General features: G+C 65.8%; 18 protein-coding genes. 12 read left to right on the plus strand and 6 right to left on the minus strand.

The features are described 5' to 3' along the window. Positions 1-78: 78 nt before the first annotated feature. Both EJ067_RS18315 and EJ067_RS18320 read right to left on the minus strand, forming a co-directional pair. Complete coding sequence (locus EJ067_RS18315; protein ID WP_126087014.1) at positions 79-1,113, minus strand: aldo/keto reductase; 1,035 nt, start codon at positions 1,111-1,113, stop codon at positions 79-81. Positions 1,114-1,181: 68 nt separating this feature from the next. After that, positions 1,182-2,369, minus strand: a complete 1,188-nt coding sequence (locus EJ067_RS18320) for an MFS transporter (protein WP_126087015.1) — start codon at positions 2,367-2,369, stop codon at positions 1,182-1,184. A 122-nt stretch (positions 2,370-2,491) separates the two neighbouring features. On the opposite strand from EJ067_RS18320, the gene EJ067_RS18325 reads away from it, so the two are divergent. Further along, complete coding sequence (locus EJ067_RS18325; protein WP_126087016.1) at positions 2,492-3,397, plus strand: LysR family transcriptional regulator; 906 nt, start codon at positions 2,492-2,494, stop codon at positions 3,395-3,397. 56 nt (positions 3,398-3,453) lie between these two features. Here EJ067_RS18325 and EJ067_RS18330 read toward each other — a convergent pair whose 3' ends face one another. Further along, on the minus strand, positions 3,454-4,503 hold the full coding sequence (locus EJ067_RS18330) for an aldo/keto reductase (protein ID WP_126087017.1): 1,050 nt from the start codon (positions 4,501-4,503) through the stop codon (positions 3,454-3,456). A gap of 138 nt (positions 4,504-4,641) precedes the next feature. Further along, positions 4,642-5,307 (minus strand): YggS family pyridoxal phosphate-dependent enzyme, encoded by a 666-nt coding sequence (locus tag EJ067_RS18335; RefSeq protein WP_126087018.1) that lies wholly within the window; start codon positions 5,305-5,307, stop codon positions 4,642-4,644. 147 nt (positions 5,308-5,454) lie between these two features. On the opposite strand from EJ067_RS18335, the gene leuS reads away from it, so the two are divergent. Further along, on the plus strand, positions 5,455-8,082 hold the full coding sequence (gene leuS / locus EJ067_RS18340; RefSeq protein WP_126087019.1) for a leucine--tRNA ligase: 2,628 nt from the start codon (positions 5,455-5,457) through the stop codon (positions 8,080-8,082). Beyond that, on the plus strand, positions 8,069-8,644 hold the full coding sequence (gene lptE / locus EJ067_RS18345; RefSeq protein WP_126087020.1) for an LPS assembly lipoprotein LptE: 576 nt from the start codon (positions 8,069-8,071) through the stop codon (positions 8,642-8,644). The genes leuS and lptE overlap by 14 nt, the downstream gene beginning before the upstream one ends. A 69-nt stretch (positions 8,645-8,713) precedes the next feature. On the opposite strand, the gene fsa is transcribed toward lptE, so the two are convergent. Continuing rightward, positions 8,714-9,370, minus strand: coding sequence for a fructose-6-phosphate aldolase (gene fsa, locus EJ067_RS18350; RefSeq protein ID WP_126087021.1), 657 nt, complete (start codon positions 9,368-9,370; stop codon positions 8,714-8,716). Between the two features lie 90 nt (positions 9,371-9,460). Between fsa and EJ067_RS18355 the strand changes: the two genes are divergently transcribed. The 9 genes from EJ067_RS18355 (at position 9,461) to lepB (ending at position 19,575) form a co-directional block, all read left to right on the plus strand. Further along, positions 9,461-11,644, plus strand: coding sequence for a primosomal protein N' (locus EJ067_RS18355; protein ID WP_126087022.1), 2,184 nt, complete (start codon positions 9,461-9,463; stop codon positions 11,642-11,644). A 34-nt stretch (positions 11,645-11,678) separates the two neighbouring features. Further along, complete coding sequence (locus EJ067_RS18360) at positions 11,679-12,374, plus strand: aspartate/glutamate racemase family protein (RefSeq protein WP_126087023.1); 696 nt, start codon at positions 11,679-11,681, stop codon at positions 12,372-12,374. 141 nt (positions 12,375-12,515) lie between these two features. Further along, on the plus strand, positions 12,516-12,911 hold the full coding sequence (locus EJ067_RS18365; protein WP_126087024.1) for a DUF4345 family protein: 396 nt from the start codon (positions 12,516-12,518) through the stop codon (positions 12,909-12,911). A 349-nt stretch (positions 12,912-13,260) separates the two neighbouring features. Further along, the gene (locus EJ067_RS18370) at positions 13,261-13,821 is read left to right on the plus strand and encodes a F0F1 ATP synthase subunit delta (RefSeq protein WP_126087025.1); all 561 of its coding nucleotides are present in this window, start codon (positions 13,261-13,263) and stop codon (positions 13,819-13,821) included. Further along, the gene (gene atpA, locus EJ067_RS18375) at positions 13,821-15,350 is read left to right on the plus strand and encodes a F0F1 ATP synthase subunit alpha (RefSeq protein ID WP_126087026.1); all 1,530 of its coding nucleotides are present in this window, start codon (positions 13,821-13,823) and stop codon (positions 15,348-15,350) included. Before EJ067_RS18370 ends, atpA begins: the two co-directional genes overlap by 1 nt. A 29-nt stretch (positions 15,351-15,379) precedes the next feature. Next, on the plus strand, positions 15,380-16,264 hold the full coding sequence (locus tag EJ067_RS18380; protein ID WP_126087027.1) for a F0F1 ATP synthase subunit gamma: 885 nt from the start codon (positions 15,380-15,382) through the stop codon (positions 16,262-16,264). Between the two features lie 73 nt (positions 16,265-16,337). After that, the gene (atpD, locus tag EJ067_RS18390) at positions 16,338-17,921 is read left to right on the plus strand and encodes a F0F1 ATP synthase subunit beta (protein WP_189510035.1); all 1,584 of its coding nucleotides are present in this window, start codon (positions 16,338-16,340) and stop codon (positions 17,919-17,921) included. A gap of 99 nt (positions 17,922-18,020) precedes the next feature. After that, positions 18,021-18,428 (plus strand): F0F1 ATP synthase subunit epsilon, encoded by a 408-nt coding sequence (locus EJ067_RS18395; RefSeq protein WP_126087028.1) that lies wholly within the window; start codon positions 18,021-18,023, stop codon positions 18,426-18,428. Between the two features lie 196 nt (positions 18,429-18,624). Continuing rightward, positions 18,625-19,575, plus strand: coding sequence for a signal peptidase I (gene lepB, locus EJ067_RS18400; RefSeq protein WP_245467986.1), 951 nt, complete (start codon positions 18,625-18,627; stop codon positions 19,573-19,575). Between the two features lie 7 nt (positions 19,576-19,582). Here the strand turns inward: lepB and EJ067_RS18405 are convergent, their stop codons facing one another. Continuing rightward, positions 19,583-21,130 carry a mannitol dehydrogenase family protein gene (locus tag EJ067_RS18405; RefSeq protein WP_126087029.1) on the minus strand — a complete coding sequence of 516 codons (1,548 nt, stop codon included), beginning with the start codon at positions 21,128-21,130 and terminating at the stop codon, positions 19,583-19,585. Positions 21,131-21,224: the final 94 nt, after the last annotated feature.

Here is a 21,224-nt window from a genome sequence, read left to right on the forward strand (position 1 = left end):
GCGCTGCGGCGAAAGGTCGATGGCGAATTCTTGGCCCGCCGAACCGCGGCTATGTCGCCGCTCGGCGGGCCCAAGAATTCAGACGGCCGGCGGGTTGAGCCGGGCAAAGCCTTCCTGTCGCCGATAGGGGAAGTACGGGTAGGGCGCGGTCACCGCGCTTGCTTCGTCGAGGGCCTGGACCTGCTCCGGCGTCAATGCCCAGCCGACGGCGCCGAGGTTCTGGCGCAATTGCTCCTCGTTGCGCGCGCCGATGATCACCGACGACACGGTCGGCCGCTGCAACAGCCAGTTGATGGCGACCTGCGGCACGGTCTTGCCGGTTTCCTCGGCGACGACCGCGAGCGCATCGACCACCCGGTGGAGATGCTCGTCCTCGACCGGCGGGCCGAAATCAGCGGTGTCGTGCAGACGGCTCTTCTCCGGCAGCGGCTGGCCGCGACGGATCTTGCCGGTCAGCCGGCCCCAGCCGAGCGGGCTCCACACCAGCGCGCCGACGCCCTGGTCGAGGCCAAGCGGCATCAACTCCCATTCGTAGTCGCGTCCGACCAGCGAATAGTAGACCTGGTGCGCGACATAGCGCGGGTAGCCATGCCGGTCGGCCAGGCCGAGCGACTTCATCACCTGCCAGCCTGAGAAATTGGAGACGCCGACATAGCGCAGCTTGCCCGAGCGCACGAGGTCGTCCAGCGTCGACAGCACCTCCTCGATCGGCGTCGCGGCGTCGAAGGCATGGAGTTGCAAGAGGTCGATATAGTCGGTGCCGAGGCGTTTCAGCGCCGCGTCGACCGACCTGATCAGTCGTGAGCGCGACGAGCCGTAGTCGGCCGGGCCGTCGCCCATCGGCAGCGCGGTCTTGGTCGAGATCAGCACCGCGTCGCGACGGCCCTTGATCGCTTCGCCCAGCACCTCCTCCGAGGCGCCGTTCGAATAGACGTCGGCCGTGTCGAAGAGATTGACGCCGGCCTCCAGGCAGATGTCGACGAGCCGTCGCGCCTCTTGCGCGTCGCTGTTGCCCCAATGGCTGAACAGTGGTCCGGAACCGCCGAAGGTTCCGGCGCCGAAGGAAAGCGCCGGCACTTTCAGGCCGGAGGCGCCGAGACGTCGATAGTCCATGGTTTTGCTCCTTGTGATCTTGAGGGGGAGATCTTGAGGGGGTGATCCTGAGGGCGGATTTGGGCGGGTCAGCACTGCGCCGTGACCGGCGCGCCGATCGCACGGCCGCGCTCGAGGCGCAGCGCCAGAAGCACCACGGCGAGCGCCGCAAGCGGCACCAGGCCGGCGACAAGCGTGACGGCGCCGAGGCCCGGTCCGTGATCGATGACGAAGCCTCCGAGCCAGGCGCCGATCGCATTGCCGAGATTGAAGGCGGCGATGTTGAAGGACGAAGCGAGGCCCTGGCCGGCGCCCTTGGCCTTCTCCAGCACCCACATCTGCAGCGGGGCGACGGTGGCGAAGGCGGCCGCGCCCAAAAGGCCGACGGCAACGATCGCCGCAATCGGCTGATGGATGGCGGCGGTCATTGCGAACAGCACAGCCGACAGCGCGACCAGCGTGCCGATGACGGTCGGCACCAGACGCCGGTCGGCAAGGCGGCCGCCGAGAAGATTGCCGGCGACCAGCCCGCCGCCGAAGACGAGCAGGATCGGCGACACGGCGGCTTCGGAAAAGCCGCTGATGCGGGTGAGGATCGGCGCCATATAGGTCAAGGCGGCAAAGACGCCGACCCAGCTCAGCACCGTGGTCAACAGGCCGAGCAGCACCGGCCGGCGGCCCAGCACGGCCAGCGCGCCCTCGGAGCTCGCCTCGTCGTCGGGCGTGGCCGGCTCGTCGCGCGGCACCAGCAGCGCGATCACGGCAAAGGCGACAACGCCGACCAGGGTGACCGCAAGGAAGCTCGAGCGCCAGCCATAGGCCTGGCCGAGCCAGGTGCCGAACGGCACGCCGAGGATGTTGGCGACGGTGAGGCCGGTGAACATCAGCGCGATCGCCGAGGCCTTCCTGCTGGGCGCGACAAGACTGGTGGCGACGACCGAGCCGACGCCGAAGAAGGAGGCGTGGGCGAAGGCGGTGAGCACACGCGCGGCCATCAGCGTCCAGTAGTCGGGCGCCAGCGCACAGGCGAGGTTGCCGATTGTGAAGACCACCATCAGGGCAAGCAGCAATGTCTTCTTGGCCAGGCGGCCGGTGAGCGCGCCGAGCAGCGGCGCACCGATGACGACGCCCAGCGCATAGCCGGAAATGAGCAGGCCCGCGGCCGAGATCGAGACGCCGAGATCGGCGCTGACGTCGAGCAGCAGGCCCATGATGACGAATTCGGTGACGCCGATGCCGAAGGCGCCGGCGGTGAGGGCATAAAGAGCAAGGGGCATGGCGGTGGTCCGATTGATCATGGAGGGACGCCCAATCCCGCGCCCCGGCCGCGAAGATCGTGATCCGCCAAGCTGTGAACCAGCCTTGCGCCAGGCATATTTTCTGTGAAATAGATTCACGAATGGCGAGACCCGAAATCAACCGCTCCGGCGAGATCGAAGTGTTCGTCCGCGTCGTCGAGGCGGGCAGTTTTTCGGCCGCGGCGCGGGCTTTGCGCATGACGCCGTCGGCGGTGAGCAAGCTGATCGCGCGGCTGGAGGCGCGGCTTGGCGCGCGGCTCGTCAGCCGCTCGACGCGCAAACTGCAACTCACGCCGGAGGGAACAGGCTTCTACGACAGCGGGATGCGCATCCTCGCCGATCTCGACGCGGCCGAGCGCGAGGCGGCGGCGGGCGCGGCGCCGCGCGGCAGGCTGAGGGTCAACAGCTATGTGCCGTTCGGCCAGCATAGGCTGATGGCGCTGTTGCCGCGTTTCGTGGAGCGTTACCCCGAGATTTTCGTCGAGGCGGTGCTGACCGACAGCGTCATCGACCTTCTGGAAGAGCGCGCCGATGTCGCCATCCGCGCCGGGCCGTTGCGCGAGTCACGGCTGGTGGCGCGCAAGCTCGGCCAGAGCCGGATGGTGCTGGTCGCGTCCCCTGCCTATCTGGAATCGCGCGGCACGCCGCGCGCGCTCTCCGATCTCACCCGCCATAACATGCTGGCCTTCGGCTTCGCCAGGCATATCGAGGGCTGGCCCTTCGTCGATGCGGCGGGCAAATCGATCATTCTGCCGATTGTCGGAAACATGTCGCTGACCGACGGCGAGGCGATGCGGCGGACGGCATTGGCAGGAGCCGGCATCGCGCGGCTGGCGCGCTGGCACGTCGAGCCCGACATTGCCGCCGGGCTGCTCGTGCCGTTGCTCGAGGAATTCAATCCCGGCGACGAGGAACCGACGCACGCCGTCTATGTCGGCCAGGGAAAGCATCTGCCAGCGAGGGTGCGGTCTTTCCTCGATTTTCTGGTCGAGACGGTACGGATATGAAAGGCCGCGCATCCGGGAACGCGCGGCTCTTCTATTGCGGCTGATACCCTGAACGATCAGGTCTTCGGCACGAAAGCCGCGGGATGCCGGCCGGCGCCCTGCCGCTCCAGCATCCAGCCGGGATATTCGGAAGGCAGCGCGCTCACCTCGTCCAGCTTGGCGAGATCGTCGGCGTCGAGCTTGAGCCCGGTGGCGGCAAGGTTCTGCTCAAGCTGGTCCATGCGGCTGGCGCCGATGATGACGCTCATCACGAAGGGCTTGGCCAGCACATAGCCCAGCGCCACCGTGGCGACGCTGACATCGTGCTTCCTGGCGATCTCGCGCATGGCGGCGACCGCCGTCCAGGCGCGGTCCTCGTTGACCGGCGGGAAGTTGAAGGAAGCGCGGCGGCCCTCGCCATTGCCCGGCGCGCCCGGGCCGTATTTGCCTGAGAGCAGCCCGCCCGCCATCGGCGACCAGACCATGAGGCCGAGCTTCTCCTCGTTGATCAAAGGCACGATCTCGCGCTCGAGATCGCGGCCGGCGATGGAGTAATAGGACTGGACCGTCTCGAAGCGGGCATAGTCCTTGCGCTCGGCGATACCCAGCGCCTTGGCGATGCGCCAGGCCTGCCAGTTGGAGACGCCGACATAACGGACCTTGCCGCTAGCGACGAGGTCGTCGAGCGCCCGCAGCGTCTCGTCGATCGGCGTCGCCGTATCGGTGCCATGCAGCTGGTAGAGGTCGATGTGATCGAGCTGCAGCCGCTCGAGGCTGGCGTCGATCGAATCCATGATGTGGCCGCGCGAGGAACCGCGCTCGTTCGGTCCGCTGCCCATGGCGCCGTGGACCTTGGTGGCGATGATGACGTCGGAACGCTTGACGCCGAGATCCTTGAGCGACTGGCCGAGCAGCCGCTCTGACTGGCCGAAGGAATAGACGTCGGCGGTGTCGAAGAAATTGACGCCAGCGGCGATCGAGCGGCCCACGATCTCGTTCACGCCTTTCTGGTCGAGGCTGGCGATGAGGCCCCATTGAGCATTCTCGCCGGCGGCGCCGAAGGTCATGGTGCCGAGGCAGAGTTCGGAGACGAACAGGCCGGTATTGCCAAGCTGGTTGTAGCGCATGATGGAAGTTTCCCGGAGCGTGTTGAATGACACGAGGGATATAGGAACGCACCGTTTCGTTTCAACCGCTGGCGCAACGATATCGCTCGGCTGGCCGGCCTATGACGAGATCGTGAAAGGAAAGTCGCGCGGAGACGCCTAGGTTCGACTGCCGAAGATCGCCGAGCCGACCCTGACGCTGGTCGCGCCGAAGGCGATCGCGGTCTCGTAATCGCCGGACATGCCCATCGAGAGCCTTGCCACTCCGGCCTCGCGGGCGATCTTTTCCAGAAGCGCGAAATGCGGGCCCGGATTCTCGTCGGCCGGCGGAATGCACATCAGGCCTTCGATGGCGAGGCCGTGCACCTCGCGGCACCGCTTGACGAAGGTGGCGGCCTCGCGCGGCTCGATCCCGGCCTTTTGCGGCTCGGAGCCGGTGTTGACCTGGACGTAGAGTTTTGGCGCCCGGCCCTGCCTGGCGGTTTCCCTGGCGAGCTCGACGGCGATCTTCTCGCGGTCGACCGCCTCGATGACGTCGAAAAGCGCCACCGCTTCCCTGGCCTTGTTGGACTGCAGCGGGCCGATCAGATGCAATTCGATGTGGGGAAATGCTTCCTTCAGCGCCGGCCATTTCGCCTGCGCTTCCTGCACGCGGTTCTCGCCGAAGACCCGCTGGCCGGCCTCGATCACAGGGCGAATGTCTTCGGCCGCGAAGGTCTTCGACACCGCGACCAGCGTGACTGCGCCCGGGTCGCGCCTGGCCTCGCGCTCGGCCTTCGCGATCCTCGCCTTGACCGCGAGAAGCTGTTCGACGGCACTCGTCATGCCCATATCCTGCCTATAGTTTTTGGCGCCAACGCCGGGTCGCCACAGTTGACGGGTCCGGCAATCCATGGTGAACACCGCGACGACATTTCCTCGGCCGCCGGCCTTGTCCGGCGCCGCGTACCGCTTTTAAGTGAAAAACATCCGATGGCAACCGAACGATACAATCCGCGCACGTCAGAGCCCAAATGGCAGAAGGCCTGGGCCGAAAAGAAGCTGTTCGAGGCCAGGAACGACGACCCGAAGCCGAAATACTACGTGCTCGAGATGTTCCCCTATCCGTCGGGGAAGATCCATATCGGCCACACCCGCAACTATACGATGGGCGACGTGGTGGCGCGCTACAAGCGCGCCAGGGGCTTCAATGTGTTGCACCCGATGGGCTGGGACGCCTTCGGCATGCCGGCCGAGAACGCGGCGATGCAGAACAAGGTCCATCCCAAGGACTGGACCTATGAGAACATCGCCGTCATGCGCGAGCAGCTCAAGATGATGGGCCTGTCGCTCGACTGGGCGCGCGAGTTCGCGACCTGCGACGTCGACTACTATCACCGCCAGCAGATGCTGTTCCTCGACTTCGTCGAGAAGGGGCTGGTGACGCGCAAATCCTCCAAGGTCAACTGGGACCCGGAGGACATGACGGTGCTCGCCAACGAGCAGGTCATCGACGGCCGCGGCTGGCGCTCCGGCGCGCTGGTCGAGCAGCGCGAGCTGACGCAGTGGTTCTTCAAGATCACCGAATTCGCGCAGGATCTGCTGGAATCGCTCAACCTGCTCGAGGAGTGGCCGGAAAAGGTCAAGCTGATGCAGCACAACTGGATCGGCCGCTCGGAAGGGCTGCTGATCCGCTGGCCGCTGGCCGCACCAGTGGGCGACATGCATGAGCTCGAAGTCTACACGACCCGGCCCGACACCATCTTCGGCGCCTCCTTCATGGCGGTCGCCGCGGACCATCCGCTGGCGAAAAAGGCCGCCGAGAGCAATGTCGAGCTGGCCAAGTTCATAGACGAGGTCCGCCATATGGGCACCTCGGTGGCGGCGCTCGAGACGGCCGAGAAGAAGGGCTTCGACACCGGCATCCGCGTCGTCCATCCGTTCGACGAGAACTGGACGCTGCCGGTCTACGTCGCCAATTTCGTGCTGATGGAATACGGCACCGGCGCCATCTTCGGCTGCCCGTCGGGCGACCAGCGCGACCTCGACTTCGCCAATAAATACGGCCTGCCGGTGATCCCCGTGGTGATGCCGGAAGGCGAAAATCAAGGAAGCTTCCAGATCATCGAGGAGGCCTATGACGGCGACGGCGTGATGATCAATTCGCGCTTCCTCGACGGCATGAAGCCCGAGCGGGCCTTCGACGAGGTGGCGAAGCTGCTCGAGCAGAAGACGATCGGCGGCCGGCCGATGGCGGAGCGCAAGGTGAATTTCCGCCTGCGCGACTGGGGCATCTCGCGCCAGCGCTACTGGGGCTGCCCGATCCCGATGATCCACTGCGAAGCCTGCGGCGTGGTGCCGGTGCCGAAGGCCGACCTGCCGGTCCGGCTGCCCGACGACATCGAGTTCGATCGTCCGGGCAATCCGCTCGACCGCCACCCGACCTGGCGGCATGTCAAATGCCCGCAATGCGGACGCGACGCGCGCCGCGAGACCGACACGATGGACACCTTCGTCGACTCGTCGTGGTATTTCGCGCGCTTCACCGCGCCCTGGGCCAACGAGCCGACCGAGCCGAAGGCGGCCGACGAATGGCTGGCGGTCGACCAGTATATCGGCGGCATCGAGCACGCGATCCTGCATCTGCTCTATTCGCGCTTCTTCACCCGCGCCATGCGCGAGACCGGCCATCTCAATCTCGCCGAGCCGTTCAAGGGCTTGTTCACGCAAGGCATGGTCGTGCACGAGACCTATCGCGTCGGCGGCTCGTCGACCAATGGGCGCTGGCTGTCGCCGGGCGAAGTCAGGATCGAGGATGTCGGGGGCAAGCGTCGTGCCATCGAGATCGCCACCGGCGAGGAGGCGACGATCGGCGCGCTCGAGAAGATGTCGAAGTCGAAGAAGAACACGGTGAGCCCGGAAGAAATCACCGATGGCTATGGCGCGGACACAGCGCGCTGGTTCATGCTGTCGGACTCGCCACCCGAACGCGACGTCGAATGGACCGATGATGGCGCGGCCGGCGCACATCGCTTCGTCCAGCGCATCTGGCGCCTGGTGCAGATCGCGGCCGAGCAGCTCGCCGGCGTCAAGCCGGCTGCGGCGAGGGACGGCGAGGCGGGCGCCGTTTCCAAGGCTGCGCACAAGACCCTGAAGGCTATCGGCGAGGACATCGAGAAGCTCGGCTTCAACCGCGCGATCGCCCGCATCTACGAGCTTGCCAACGCGCTGACCACGCCGCTCAACGACGTCGCCGAAGGCAAGGCCGACGCGGCGCTGAAAGCCGCCTGCCGCGAGGCGGTGGAGATCCTGGTGCATGTGATCGCGCCGGTGATGCCACATCTGGCCGAGGAATGCTGGGAGGCTCTGGGCGGCACGCACATGGTCGCGGAACGGCCGTGGCCGGTCTACGACCCGGCTTTGGTCGTCGACAACGAGATCGTGCTGCCGGTGCAGGTCAACGGCAAGAAGCGCGGGGATTTGACAATTGCACGCGACGCGGATCAAGGTGCCGTCGAAAAAGCGGTGCTGGCTCTCGACTTCGTGCAAAAAGCGCTCGATGGTAAGGCCCCGCGCAAGGTGATCATCGTCCCGCAGAGGATCGTCAATGTCGTTGCCTGATCCGGAAAAGTCACAGGCGGCGCGTTTGCTGCGCCGCGCGACTCTCTGCGGGCTGGTCGCCTCGCTGGCCTTGGTCTCGGCCTGCACGGTGCGGCCACTCTATTCCAGCCAGCCGCTCACCGTCGGCTCACCGGTCGCCGCCGCCGCCGAGCTGGCATCGATCTCGATCAAGCCGGTCGGCACGCGCTACGGCCAGCAGGTGCGCAACAATCTGATCTTCGCTTTCGGACAGGGCTCGGGCGAGCCTGCCTCGCCCGCCTATACGCTCGATCTCGGCGTCACCGAGCTGGTCGAGTCGGCGGCCATCGTTCAGGTGCAGACCGAAGAGGACGAGCCGACGGCGGGCACCGTGACGCTCACCGCCAATTATGTGCTGCGGGATGCGACCGGCGCGGTGGTCGCGGTCGGCAAGCGCTCGATCCCGTCGTCCTTCGACCGGCCGCGCCAGGAGTTCGCGGCTTACCGGGCGCAGATCGACGCCGAGAACCGCGCCGCGCGCGAGCTTGCCGATCTGCTGCGCCTCGCGATTGCTCAGGACCTGGCCAAGCACAAGAAGGCCTGACCGGCACTGGCACTGGGTCACAAAAGAAAAAGGCCGGTTGCCCGGCCTTTTTCTATTCGGCGTACCGCCTCAGCCGATCTTCTGGCCGGTCTTGGCCCAGTCGGCGAGGAAGGCCGCGAGGCCCTTGTCGGTCAGCGGATGGCTGACCAGCGCCCTCAGCGTCGCCGGCGGGGCCGTCACCACGTCGGCGCCGATGAGCGCCGCCTGCTTGACGTGGTTCACGGTGCGCACCGAAGCGGTCAGGATCTCGGTCTTGAAGTCGTAGTTATCGTAGATGGTGCGGATTTCCGAGATCAGCTCCATGCCGTCCGAGCCGGTATCGTCGATGCGGCCGACGAAGGGCGAGATGAAGGAGGCGCCGGCCTTGGCGGCAAGCAGGGCCTGGTTGGCCGAGAAGCAGAGCGTCACGTTGACCATGCGGTTCATTTGGGTGCGGATCGTCTTGCAGGCCTTCAGCCCATCCAGCGTCAGCGGCACCTTGATGCAGACATTCGGCGCGATCTTGGCCAGCACCTCGGCCTCGGCCATCATCTGATTGAACTCGGTTGCCACGACCTCGGCCGAGACCGGGCCTTCGACGATGTCGCAGATCTGCTTCGTCACCTCGGAAATCTTGCCGCCCGATTTCAGGATCAGCGAGGGGTTGGTGGTGACGCCATCGAGCAGCCCCAGGTCGTTCAGCTCCTTGATCTCCTTGATGTCGGCGGTGTCGACAAAAAACTTCATGGTGGTCTCCTTGGGAATTCCTGGTGCCGGTCCGGCACGTTCGAGAGTCACCCTTTGATCTAGAGCAAAGTCGGGGCAAGGTCACGCCTCATGATCGAAGATTCGCCCTTTGTCGCGGCCGCACCGGTGCTGGTGCCGATGCCGGCCGAACGGCCCTACACCTATGCCGTGCCGCCCGGCATGCGCGTGGTGCCGGGCTCGATCGTGCGCGTGCCGCTCGGACCCAGGCAGGTCGCAGGCATCGTCTGGGACGGCGTCGTCGAAACGGTCGATCCGAAGAAGCTGCGGCCGATCGAGGAGGTCTTCGACTGCCCGCCGATCGACAGGGCGATGCGCCGCTTCGTCGACTGGATCGCGCAATACACGCTCTCTGCCCCAGGCATGGTGGCGCGCATGCTGCTCCGCGCCCCCGAAGCCTTCGATCCGGAGCCTTGGATCGAAGGACTGCAGCGCACGCTTGCCGAGCCCGACCGGTTGACCGACGCGCGGCGCCGCGTGCTCGAAACGGCGGAGGGCGGCCTGGCCTGGACGCGCTCCGGGCTGGCGCATGCGGCGGGCGTCTCCTCGACCGTCATCGACGGCTTAAGGGCGCAAGGCGTGTTCGAGACGGTGATGATCCCGCCAAGGCCCGTGGTGGCGGCGCCCGATCCCGGCCATGCCGTGCCGGGACTGATGCCGGACCAGAGGGCGGCGGCCGACAAGCTTCGCGCCGCCGTCGCCGCCGACGCCTTCAACGTCACCCTGCTCGACGGCGTCACCGGATCCGGCAAGACGGAAGTCTATTTCGAGGCGGTGGCGGCGGCGCTCGACAAGGGCAGGCAGGTGCTGATCCTGCTGCCGGAAATCGCGCTCACCCATGCCTTCCTCGAACGCTTCCAGGATCGATTCGGCGCCAAGCCGGCGGAATGGCATTCCGACCTGCCGCCACGGATGCGCGAACGCGTCTGGCGGCAGGTGGCGGAAGGCGGCGTGCGCGTCGTTGCCGGCGCGCGGTCGGCGTTGTTCCTGCCGTTCAAGGAACTCGGCCTGATCGTCGTCGACGAAGAGCACGACCCGGCCTACAAGCAGGAAGACCGCGTCTTCTACAACGCCCGCGACATGGCGGTGGTGCGCGGCCATATCGGGACCTTCCCGGTGGTGCTCGCCTCGGCGACGCCTTCGGTCGAGAGCCGGGTCAACGCCAGCCAGGGCCGCTACCATCGCGCGGTGCTGTCGTCGCGCTTCGCCGAGGCGGCGCTGCCCGACCTCAAATCGATCGACATGCGCCGCGCGCCGCCGGCGCGCGGCAGCTTCCTGTCGCCTCTGCTTCTGGAGCAGATGCAGCGTACGCTGGAAAGGCAAGAGCAGTCGCTGCTCTTCCTCAACCGGCGCGGCTATGCGCCGCTGACGCTCTGCCGCGTCTGCGGCCATCGCTTCGGCTGCCCGGTCTGCTCGGCCTGGCTGGTCGAGCACCGCTTTCGCGGCCAGCTCGTCTGCCACCATTGCGGGCACAACGAGCGGCGGCCGGACGCGTGCCCGGAATGTGGCACGCTCGATCATCTTGTTGCCTGCGGGCCAGGCGTCGAGCGCATCGCCGAGGAAGTGGTGGGCCATTTTCCCGAGGCGCGCACCATCGTGCTGTCATCCGACCTTCTTGGCGGCGTGCGCCGGCTGCGGCTCGAGCTCGAGGCCGTCGCCAATGGCGAGGCCGACATCGTCATCGGCACGCAGCTTGTCGCCAAGGGGCACAATTTTCCGGGCATGACCCTGGTCGGCGTGGTCGACGCCGATCTCGGCCTTGCCAATGGCGATCCCCGCGCCGCCGAGCGCACCTTCCAGCTGCTCAGCCAGGTGACGGGGCGCGCCGGCCGCACCGGCAAGAAAAGCCTCGGCCTCTTACAGACCTACCAGCCCGACCATCCGGTGATGCGGGCGATCGTCTCGGGCGATTCGGAAGCCTTCTACGAGCGCGAGATCGCCGAGCGCGAGCGGGCGGCGCTGCCGCCTTTCGGCCGGCTGGCCGGCATCATCGTCAGCGCCGCGACGCGGGGCGAGGCCGAAGGCCACGCGCGAGGATTGAGACGGGCGGCGCCACAAGCCTCCGATCTCTTCGTGCTCGGCCCGGCGGAGGCGCCGCTGTCGCTGATCGGCGGCCGCCACCGCTTTCGCCTGCTGGTCCAGGGCGAGCGGCGCGCCGACATGCAGGGCTTCATTCGCGCCATGCTGGCGGATGGGCCGAAGCTGCGCGGCTCGGTGCGGGTGCAGGTCGACATCGACCCGCAGAGCTTTCTGTGAGAGACATCTTGCAGTCCTGCTGGAGCACTCCGTTATGAAAACCCTTGGCCTCATCGGCGGCATGAGCTGGGAATCGACCGCGATCTATTATCGCCTGCTCAACGAGATCGTGCGCGAGCGTCTCGGCGGGCTGCATTCGGCGAAGCTCTTGCTGTGGTCGTTCGATTTCGCCGAGATCGCCGAACGCCAGCACGCGGGCGATTGGGAAGGCGCCGGCGCCCTTCTCGTCGAGGCGGCGCTCGGGCTGGAAGCGGGCGGCGCGCAAGGCCTGGTGATCTGCACCAACACCATGCACAAGCTTGCCGATAATGTGGCGGCGGCGGTGTCGATCCCGCTCATCCACATTGCCGATGCCACGGCGCGCGCTGTCGTCCATGCCGGCGTGAAGCGCCCGGCGTTGCTCGCGACGCGCTTCACCATGGAGCAGGATTTCTACAAGGGGCGGCTCGCTGACAAATATGACTTGCGGCCGGTGGTGCCGAATCAGGCAGGCCGCGACCTGGTGCACAGGGTGATCTACGACGAGCTCTGCCAGGGCATCGTCAAGGAGGACTCGAAGGCCGCCTATATCGCCGAGGTCGGCCGCCTGCGGCGCGACGAAAAGATCGACGGCCTCATCATGGGCTGCACAGAGATCACCATGCTGATCGGCCAGGGCGACTTCGACATCCCGGTGTTCGACACTACGCGCATCCATGCCGAGGCCGCGATCGATTTCGCGCTCTCCTGACCGGATACCCTCCTGATCGGGCGCTCGCCTGATTCGGGGGTTCTTGATGCGCCTTCTCTAATGTGCCGGCCGCCATCTGGCGCGCGGCTTTTCCTCAGCTAGAATGCCGGCAATTTCAAACAAGAATCTACAGGGGGAAGGATGGAATTCGCGTTTCCGTGGCCCGCGAGCCAGGGCGAGTGGCTGGCATGGTCGAGCGCTGTCGTCACCCTGCTCATCGGCCTCGTCCTGTTCCTGGCGCCGAACCTTGCATTCCGAATCCTGCGTCTGCAGGCAAAGCCGGAGAAGGCGGCGGCGATCGCCGAGGGGCGCGGCCGCATGTCGGGCTTCTATCTCGGTGTCAGCCTGTGCTGCATTCTTTTGGCGCAGCCGCTGCTCTATATGGCGCTCGGCTTCTCCTGGCTGTTCACCGCTTTCGGTCGGCTTCTGTCGATGATGTCGGACGGCGCCAACACCCCTTTCAACTGGGCCTCCATCGTGGTTGAATTGGTGCTGGCGGCGCTGCCGCTGGCCTTTGCCTTCGGCTTCGTGCCGTGAATTCATGACCAAGCGCGTCGCGCTGAAACGGATTCAAGCGACGCGCTTCAGGTTCTTGTTTCGATGCATGTCGTTCCCCAAAAACCGCCGCACACTTTTGGGCGACATGCATTAATCCGGCGCTTGGAGTTGGCCTTCGCCGGCTGATGCGACAAAAGTGCCTGAAAACCATGCCGGGCGACGCATTGCGGTCTTAAAAGGCCTGTGCTAGACGGCAATCGACTTTCGGCCGGGGATAGCGGAAGCCGCGCCTCCGTGCTTGGAAAAATGCAGTAAGGTCAAAGATTTAGCCAGAGTTTTCGCTCGCGCCAACAATCTGCGGCCTGTCAGACAAGAGAAAAGACGGTCCGTGGCTCAATCGTCATCGCCAATCTCAGCTGTCGCAGAACGCTATGCGGGTTCGCTGTTCGAACTCGCGCTGCAGGCAAATTCGGTCGCCAAGGTCGAGGCCGACCTCACCAGTTTCGAGGCGCTGCTTGAAGGCAGCGCCGATCTTGCCCGGCTGATCAACAGCCCGGTGTTCTCCAGCGAGGATCAGGCCAAGGCGATCGCTGCGATCGTCGACAAGGCAAAGCTCGGCGGGCTTGCCGGCAATTTCCTGCGCGTCGTCGCCAAGAACCGCCGCCTGTTCGCAGTGCCCGGCATGATCAAGGCTTTCCGCCGGATCGCCGCCGACCATCGCGGCGAGGCGTCCGCCGAGGTCACCTCGGCGCACGCGCTGACCGATGCGCAGCAGGCCGAGCTCAAGGCGACGCTGAAGAGCATCGCCGGCAAGGACGTGGCCATCGCCATGACCGTCGACCCGTCGCTGCTCGGCGGCATGATCGTCAAGATGGGCTCGCGCCAGATCGATACGTCGCTCAAAACCAAACTCAATTCGCTCAAGCTTGCACTGAAAGAGGTCGGCTGATGGACATCCGCGCCGCGGAAATTTCCGCAATTCTGAAAGACCAGATCAAGAATTTCGGCAAGGAGGCCGAGGTCTCCGAAGTCGGCCAGGTTCTGTCCGTCGGTGACGGCATCGCCCGCGTCTACGGCCTCGACAACGTCCAGGCCGGCGAGATGGTCGAATTCCCGGGCGGCATCCGCGGCATGGCGCTGAACCTCGAAGCCGACAATGTCGGCGTCGTCATCTTCGGCAACGACCGCGACATCAAGGAAGGCGACACCGTCAAGCGCACCGGCGCCATCGTCGACGTTCCGGTCGGCCCCGGCCTGCTCGGCCGCGTGGTCGACGCGCTCGGCAATCCGATCGACGGCAAGGGCCCGATCAAGGCCACCGAGCGTCGCCGCGTCGACGTCAAGGCACCCGGCATCATTCCGCGCAAGTCGGTGCATGAGCCGATGTCGACCGGCCTCAAGGCCATCGACGCGCTGATCCCGGTCGGCCGCGGCCAGCGCGAGCTGGTCATCGGCGACCGCCAGACCGGCAAGACCGCCATCATCCTCGACACGATGCTGAACCAGAAGTCGGTGCACGACAACGGCCCCGAGAAGGAGAAGCTCTACTGCGTCTACGTCGCCGTCGGCCAGAAGCGCTCGACCGTCGCGCAGTTCGTCAAGGTGCTGGAGGAGCGCGGCGCGCTCGACTACTCCATCATCATCGCCGCCACCGCGTCCGACCCGGCGCCGATGCAGTTCCTGGCGCCGTTTGCCGGTTGCACGATGGGCGAATATTTCCGCGACAACGGCATGCATGCGCTGATCAGCTATGACGACCTGTCGAAGCAGGCCGTCGCCTACCGCCAGATGTCGCTCTTGCTGCGCCGCCCGCCGGGCCGCGAAGCCTATCCGGGCGACGTCTTCTACCTGCACTCGCGCCTGCTCGAGCGCGCCGCCAAGCTCAACGACGACAACGGCAACGGCTCGCTGACCGCCCTGCCGATCATCGAGACGCAGGCCAACGACGTGTCGGCCTACATTCCGACCAACGTGATCTCGATCACCGACGGCCAGATCTTCCTCGAAACCAACCTGTTCTTCCAGGGCATCCGCCCGGCGGTGAATGTTGGTCTGTCGGTGTCGCGCGTCGGTTCCTCGGCGCAGATCAAGGCGATGAAGCAGGTCGCCGGCTCGATCAAGGGCGAGCTCGCGCAGTACCGCGAGATGGCGGCCTTCGCGCAGTTCGGTTCCGACCTCGACGCCGCCACGCAGCGCCTGCTCAACCGCGGTTCGCGCCTGACGGAGTTGCTCAAGCAGCCGCAGTTCTCGCCGCTCAAGGTCGAGGAGCAAGTCGCGGTGATCTTTGCCGGCGTCAACGGCTATCTCGACAAGCTGGCGCTCAACCAGGTCGGCAAGTTCGAGCATGGCCTGCTCAGCCACATGCGCTCGGCCGGCAAGGACGTGCTCGATGGCATCCGCAACGAGAAGGCGCTGTCGGACGATCTGCGCGCTAAGCTGAAGGCGGAAATCGACGCCTTCGCCAAGACCTTTGCTTGAACGAAGCCGGACGGGATCGGGTTTGAAGCATGGCTTCGTTAAAAGACCTTCGTAACCGTATCGCCTCGGTCAAGGCGACGCAGAAGATCACCAAGGCGATGCAGATGGTCGCCGCGGCGAAGCTGCGGCGCGCGCAGGAAGCGGCGGAAGCGGCGCGTCCTTACTCCGAGCGGATGGGCGCGGTGCTGGCCAACATCACCCAGGCGATCGGCGGCGGCGGCGATGCCCCGGCGCTGATGACCGGCACCGGCAGGGACGACGTGCATCTGCTCATCGTCTGCACCGCCGAGCGTGGTCTGTGCGGCGGCTTCAACTCGCAGATCGCTCGCCTTGCCCGCGACCACATCCGCCGGCTTCTCGCCGACGGCAAGCAGGTCAAGATCATCTGCGTCGGCAAGAAGGGTTTTGACATCCTGCGCCGCGACTACGGCTCGCTGATCCTCGAACGCGTTGACCTGCGCGAGGTCAAGACGCTCGGCTTCGTCAACGCCGACGCGATCGCGCGCAAGGTGATCAACCTCTTCAACCAGAATGGCTTCGACGTCTGCACGCTGTTCTATTCGCAGTTCAAGTCGGTGATCAGCCAGATCCCGACGGCGCAGCAGATCATCCCGGCGGCCCAGGCTTCCGCCGCCGCCGAGACGAGCAATGGCGCCACCGCCGTCTACGAGTACGAGCCGGAGCCGGGCGAAATCCTCTCCGACCTCATTCCGCGCAACATCGCCGTGCAGATTTTCCGCGCGCTGCTGGAAAACGCGGCCGGCGAGATGGGCGCCAAGATGAGCGCGATGGACAATGCGACGCGCAACGCCGGCGACATGATCAACAGGCTGTCGATCACCTACAACCGTCAGCGGCAGGCGCAGATCACCAAGGAACTGATCGAAATCATTTCGGGCGCCGAGGCGCTCTAGGCGCGGGCCGCGCGGGGGCAATAGCCTCGCAGCGGGCAGCGTGAACAACAGACAGACGAAAAGGGCAAAGACGATGGCGAAAGCAGCTACCCCGAAGACCGCGGCCAAGGCGGCACCGGCCCCCAAGGCGGCGGCAAAGGCTCCGGCAGCAGCCGCGAAGGCCGCTCCGGCCAAGAAGGCGGCCGCTCCGGCCAAGGCAGCGGCACCCGCCAAGGCGGCAAGCGTTGTGGCGAAGCGGGTCGGCGCCGCCGGCAAGGTCCGCCAGGTCATCGGCGCAGTCGTCGACGTGCAGTTCGAAGACCATCTGCCGGCCATTTTGAACGCGCTCGAAACCGATAATGTCGGCAACCGCCTGGTGCTCGAGGTCGCCCAGCATCTCGGCGAGAACACCGTGCGCTGCATCGCCATGGACTCGTCCGAAGGTCTGGTGCGCGGCCAGGACGTCTTCGACACCGGCGGCCCGATCTCGGTTCCGGTCGGCCCGGGCATGCTCGGCCGCATCATCAACGTCATCGGCGAGCCGGTCGACGAAGCCGGCCCGGTCGACGCCGTCGAGCTGCGCGCCATCCACCAGCCGGCTCCGGCCTATGTCGACCAGTCGACCGAAGCGCAGATCCTGGTCACCGGCATCAAGGTTCTCGACCTGCTCGCGCCTTACGCCCGCGGCGGCAAGATCGGCCTGTTCGGCGGCGCCGGCGTCGGCAAGACCGTGCTGATCCAGGAACTGATCAACAACGTCGCCAAGGCGCATGGCGGCTTCTCGGTGTTCGCCGGCGTCGGCGAGCGCACCCGCGAAGGCAACGACCTCTATCACGAGTTCATCGAATCGGGCGTCAACAAGAAGGGCGGCGGCCAGGGCTCCAAGGCCGCGCTCGTCTACGGCCAGATGAACGAGCCGCCGGGCGCGCGCGCCCGCGTCGGCCTGACCGGCCTCACCGTCGCCGAATATTTCCGCGACCAGGGCCAGGACGTGCTGTTCTTCGTCGACAACATCTTCCGCTTCACGCAGGCGGGCTCGGAAGTGTCGGCGCTGCTCGGCCGCATCCCGTCGGCCGTGGGCTATCAGCCGACGCTGGCCACCGACATGGGCGCGCTGCAGGAGCGCATCACGACGACGACCAAGGGCTCGATCACCTCGGTGCAGGCCATCTACGTTCCGGCCGACGATCTGACCGACCCGGCGCCGGCGACTTCCTTCGCCCACCTCGACGCCACCACCGTGCTCAACCGCGCGATCTCGGAAAAGGGCATCTACCCGGCCGTGGATCCGCTGGATTCCACCTCGCGCATGCTCGACCCGATGGTCGTCGGCGAGGAGCACTACCAGGTCGCCCGCCAGGTGCAGTCGATCCTGCAGCGTTACAAGTCGCTGCAGGACATCATCGCGATCCTTGGCATGGACGAGCTGTCGGAAGAGGACAAGCAGACGGTTGCCCGCGCCCGCAAGATCGAGCGCTTCCTGTCGCAGCCGTTCTTCGTCGCCGAAGTGTTCACCGGTTCGCCCGGCAAGCTGGTCGACCTCGCCGACACCATCAAGGGCTTCAAGGGCCTTTGCGCCGGCGACTACGACCACCTGCCGGAAGCCGCCTTCTACATGGTCGGCGGTATCGAGGAAGCAGTCGAGAAGGCGCAGCGCCTGGCGGCTGAAGCGGCGTAACGAAGCGAATAGCGAATAGGGAGTAGCGAATAGGGATCAGTGGGCCAGCCGAGTTACTTCACTACTCGCTACTCGCTATTCCCTACTCGCTAGACAGGCATGGCTGAAGCTTTCAAGTTCGAACTGGTCTCGCCGGAGCGGCTGCTCGTTTCCGAGCAGGTCGAGTTCGTCGTCATCCCGGGTGCCGAAGGCGAGATGACCGTGCTGGCGCAGCACGCTCCCGTAATGACCATGATTAAGCCCGGCGTCGTCACGGTGAAGACCGCGGCAGGCAAGGAAGAGCGCTATGTCGTGTTCGGCGGCTTCGCCGACATCCTGCCTTCCGGCTGCACGCTGCTCGCCGAGTCGGCGACGCATGTGAACGACATCGACCGCGCCGATATCGCCCGCCGCATCCAGGAGGCCAGGGAAGACGCCGCCGACGCCAAGGACGACGAGAGCCGCGCCAAGGCCGAGCAGTTCCTCAGCCAGCTCACCACGCTGGAAGGCGCGCTGCTGCCGGCCTGAAATCGGCTTCAGACAATAGATGGAAAAAGGCGGGGCTTGCCCCGCTTTTTTGTTTGCCCGGTTTTCTCCTTTGATGGACAGTCCGCCCTGCTTGTCGGAGCGTCTTGTCTTGACGCAATCCCTGACGGAAAGTTACGGCGAAGGCGCCGAACTCAATCGCTTCGCACTTTTCCTGGAATTGCTCTGGGGGGGCCGGATGTCCAGCGAATCAGGCTCACGATCCAGATGGTCGACGGCGCTCGTATCGGTGTTCGGCGGCTTCCTGTGGATCGGCGCCGGCTGGTTGGCTGTCGCCTGGCTTGTCGGCGTGGGTCTGGCTGAGTTGGCTGTCTGCCATGTCGGCTTTCCGGTCTTTCCGGGCGTCAAGCTTGCCTGGGCCGTCAACCTTATGCGGCTCGGTCTGGCGGTTCTGTCGGTCGTGATCGTCGTTCCCTTCGCGTCGCGTTTCAGGCCCGACAAATGGTACGCGCGCGGGCTCTGGGTCCTGATCCTTGTTCTTCTCGTCTCCTATGGCGCCGCGCTGGCGGTCCGCACATTCCTGGTCCAGCCATTCTCGATGCGGTCCGGCAGCATGGAGCCGACACTTGAGGCCGGCGACTATCTGTTCGCCTCCAAATCCGCTTATGGCTATGGCCGCTACAGCTTTCCCTTCGGGCTGATCCCGATCCAGGAGCGGGTTCTCGGCGGCCTGCCGAAGCGAGGAGACGTGGTGGTGTTCCGGCCGCGCAGCGATCCGGACACGGACTATATCAAGCGCATCGTCGGCCTGCCGGGGGACCGGATCCAGATGGTCGACGGCCGGCTCTACATCAACCGCGTCGCCGTCAAGCTCGAGGATCTCGGCGACTATTCCACCGCGGACATCTCCTCGGCCAGGCTGCAGCGCGAGACGCTGCCGGAAGGCGTCTCCTATCTGGCGATCGACTATGATGTGAGCTCGGTCGGCGATGACACGCCGGAAATCACGGTGCCGGCGGGAGAGTATTTCATGCTCGGCGACAACCGCGACAACTCCGCCGACAGCCGCTTCACCATCGGCACGGTGCCTTACGCAAATCTGGTCGGCAAGGCCGTGCGCCTGTTCTGGAATTCGAACGGGATCGACTATGCCGCGTGGCAGGTCGTGAACGGTTCGGCGGGCGATTAGGCGAGCGTTACCGGCCGTCTATGCCTAGCGCGGCGAATGCCAGCACCGGCCCTTCCCGCCGCAAGTGGACGAGATGCACGGCTACGAGCTCGATCAATGTCTGTCGTTCGGCATGGTCCTTGGCGAAGCCAGCCAGATCAAACACCGCCGTCACCGTTTCATTCGCCGGCAGTTGCTGGTCCAAGAGCGCTGTCAACGCCGCGTCGAGCGGGTCGGTGAAATGCCCTTCCGGCAAGGCCTTTCCCCGCGCCGCGCAGGCGGCGATCCAAGCGGCAACCACCAGGGTCAGATGGACCAGCTCAGTGCCGGCCTCCAGGCACTCCAGGGTTGACGCTATGATGCGCTGCGGTAATTTCTGGCTGCCGTCATTGGCGATCTGCGCGGTGCGATGGGCGAGCGCGGTGTTTGAGAACCGCTCGGCGAGTTCGGCCGTATAGGCGGTCGTATCGAGTCCGGCGTCGTCCGGCAGTGTCGGGATGGCTTCGGCCCACAACGCATCGACGAATTGCCGGATCGCCGGATCGGCGAATGCGCGGTCGACGGTGGCGTGGCCGCTGAGCAGGCCGAGATAGGCGATGCCCGAATGGGCGCCGTTGAGCAGCCTCAGCTTCATGTCCTCGAACGGACCGACATCCTCGACCATGGTGACGCCGAATTTTTCCCAGGCCGGCCGCCCGGCCGGGAAACGATCCTCGATAACCCATTGCCGGAACGGCTCGGTCATCACCGGCCAGGCGTCCCCGAAGCCGAGTTCGCCGGCGATGCGGGCGCGGTCGACATCGGTGGTCGCCGGCACGATGCGGTCGACCATGCTCGACGGGAAAGCCACTTCGTCAGCTAGGTAGCCGGCTAACGGAAGATGATCTGCGCCGGTACGCTCGGCATCGCCCTGTCGGGCGAGCCCGGCATCGACCTGGCGGTCGCGCCGTAAATCGCGCAGCTTCGCAAACTCGACCAGCAGCCGATGCAGCGTGGTGCCGTTGGCCGGCAGGTTGTCGCAGCAGAGCACGGTGAAGGGCGGCGTGCCGTCAGCGCGGCGGCGCGCGAGCGCCTCCGCGAGAAAGCCATGCGCCGTCTTCGGCGATGCCGGGTTCGCCAGATCGTGGACAATATCGGGATGGGCCTTGTCCAGCGTGCCGTCGGCCGCCCTCAGATAGGCCTTTTCGGTGATGGTCAGCGTGACGATGCGGATGCGCGGGTCGGTCAGCGCGGCGAGCACGGCGCCGGGATCCTCCGGCGCCACCAGCAGCGACAGGATCGAGCCGATCACCTGCAGCTGCTCGCCGGCGCTGTCCCTTACCGCCAGCGTGTAGAGCCCGTCCTGCGGCGCCAATGCATCGCGGGTGTCGGGGCTGCGCAGCGAGACGCCGACGATGCCCCAGTTCGTCTCGCCATCCGCCAGGCAGGCGTCGACATAGGCCGCCTGGTGCGCGCGGTGGAAAGCGCCGACGCCCAGGTGGACAATGCCGGGCCTCACGGCGCCGCGATCGTAGCGCGGTATGGCAATGGCGTCCGGCAGTTTAGCGATCGTGGCGTTGGAAAGACGGCTGTTCATTGGCGTTTGAAGTCTCCGATCGGCGCGTCGAGCCCGGGCATGAATGGACGACTGCGGCGTAGCATCCGTCCCCGCCCCATACAATGGCCGGGCT

It is taken from the genome of Mesorhizobium sp. M1D.F.Ca.ET.043.01.1.1 (assembly GCF_003952385.1).
Taxonomy (GTDB): domain Bacteria; phylum Pseudomonadota; class Alphaproteobacteria; order Rhizobiales; family Rhizobiaceae; genus Mesorhizobium.

What these genes read in the sequence shown, in the direction of transcription:
- EJ067_RS18315 (WP_126087014.1), bottom strand. Translation starts at nt 1,113, where the DNA reads ATGGACTATCGACGTCTCGGCGCCTCCGGCCTGAAAGTGCCGGCGCTT.
- EJ067_RS18320 (WP_126087015.1), bottom strand. Translation starts at nt 2,369, where the DNA reads ATGCCCCTTGCTCTTTATGCCCTCACCGCCGGCGCCTTCGGCATCGGC.
- EJ067_RS18325 (WP_126087016.1), top strand. Translation starts at nt 2,492, where the DNA reads ATGGCGAGACCCGAAATCAACCGCTCCGGCGAGATCGAAGTGTTCGTC.
- EJ067_RS18330 (WP_126087017.1), bottom strand. Translation starts at nt 4,503, where the DNA reads ATGCGCTACAACCAGCTTGGCAATACCGGCCTGTTCGTCTCCGAACTC.
- EJ067_RS18335 (WP_126087018.1), bottom strand. Translation starts at nt 5,307, where the DNA reads ATGACGAGTGCCGTCGAACAGCTTCTCGCGGTCAAGGCGAGGATCGCG.
- leuS (WP_126087019.1), top strand. Translation starts at nt 5,455, where the DNA reads ATGGCAACCGAACGATACAATCCGCGCACGTCAGAGCCCAAATGGCAG.
- lptE (WP_126087020.1), top strand. Translation starts at nt 8,069, where the DNA reads ATGTCGTTGCCTGATCCGGAAAAGTCACAGGCGGCGCGTTTGCTGCGC.
- fsa (WP_126087021.1), bottom strand. Translation starts at nt 9,370, where the DNA reads ATGAAGTTTTTTGTCGACACCGCCGACATCAAGGAGATCAAGGAGCTG.
- EJ067_RS18355 (WP_126087022.1), top strand. Translation starts at nt 9,461, where the DNA reads ATGATCGAAGATTCGCCCTTTGTCGCGGCCGCACCGGTGCTGGTGCCG.
- EJ067_RS18360 (WP_126087023.1), top strand. Translation starts at nt 11,679, where the DNA reads ATGAAAACCCTTGGCCTCATCGGCGGCATGAGCTGGGAATCGACCGCG.
- EJ067_RS18365 (WP_126087024.1), top strand. Translation starts at nt 12,516, where the DNA reads ATGGAATTCGCGTTTCCGTGGCCCGCGAGCCAGGGCGAGTGGCTGGCA.
- atpA (WP_126087026.1), top strand. Translation starts at nt 13,821, where the DNA reads ATGGACATCCGCGCCGCGGAAATTTCCGCAATTCTGAAAGACCAGATC.
- EJ067_RS18380 (WP_126087027.1), top strand. Translation starts at nt 15,380, where the DNA reads ATGGCTTCGTTAAAAGACCTTCGTAACCGTATCGCCTCGGTCAAGGCG.
- atpD (WP_189510035.1), top strand. Translation starts at nt 16,338, where the DNA reads ATGGCGAAAGCAGCTACCCCGAAGACCGCGGCCAAGGCGGCACCGGCC.
- EJ067_RS18395 (WP_126087028.1), top strand. Translation starts at nt 18,021, where the DNA reads ATGGCTGAAGCTTTCAAGTTCGAACTGGTCTCGCCGGAGCGGCTGCTC.
- lepB (WP_245467986.1), top strand. Translation starts at nt 18,625, where the DNA reads ATGTCCAGCGAATCAGGCTCACGATCCAGATGGTCGACGGCGCTCGTA.
- EJ067_RS18405 (WP_126087029.1), bottom strand. Translation starts at nt 21,130, where the DNA reads ATGAACAGCCGTCTTTCCAACGCCACGATCGCTAAACTGCCGGACGCC.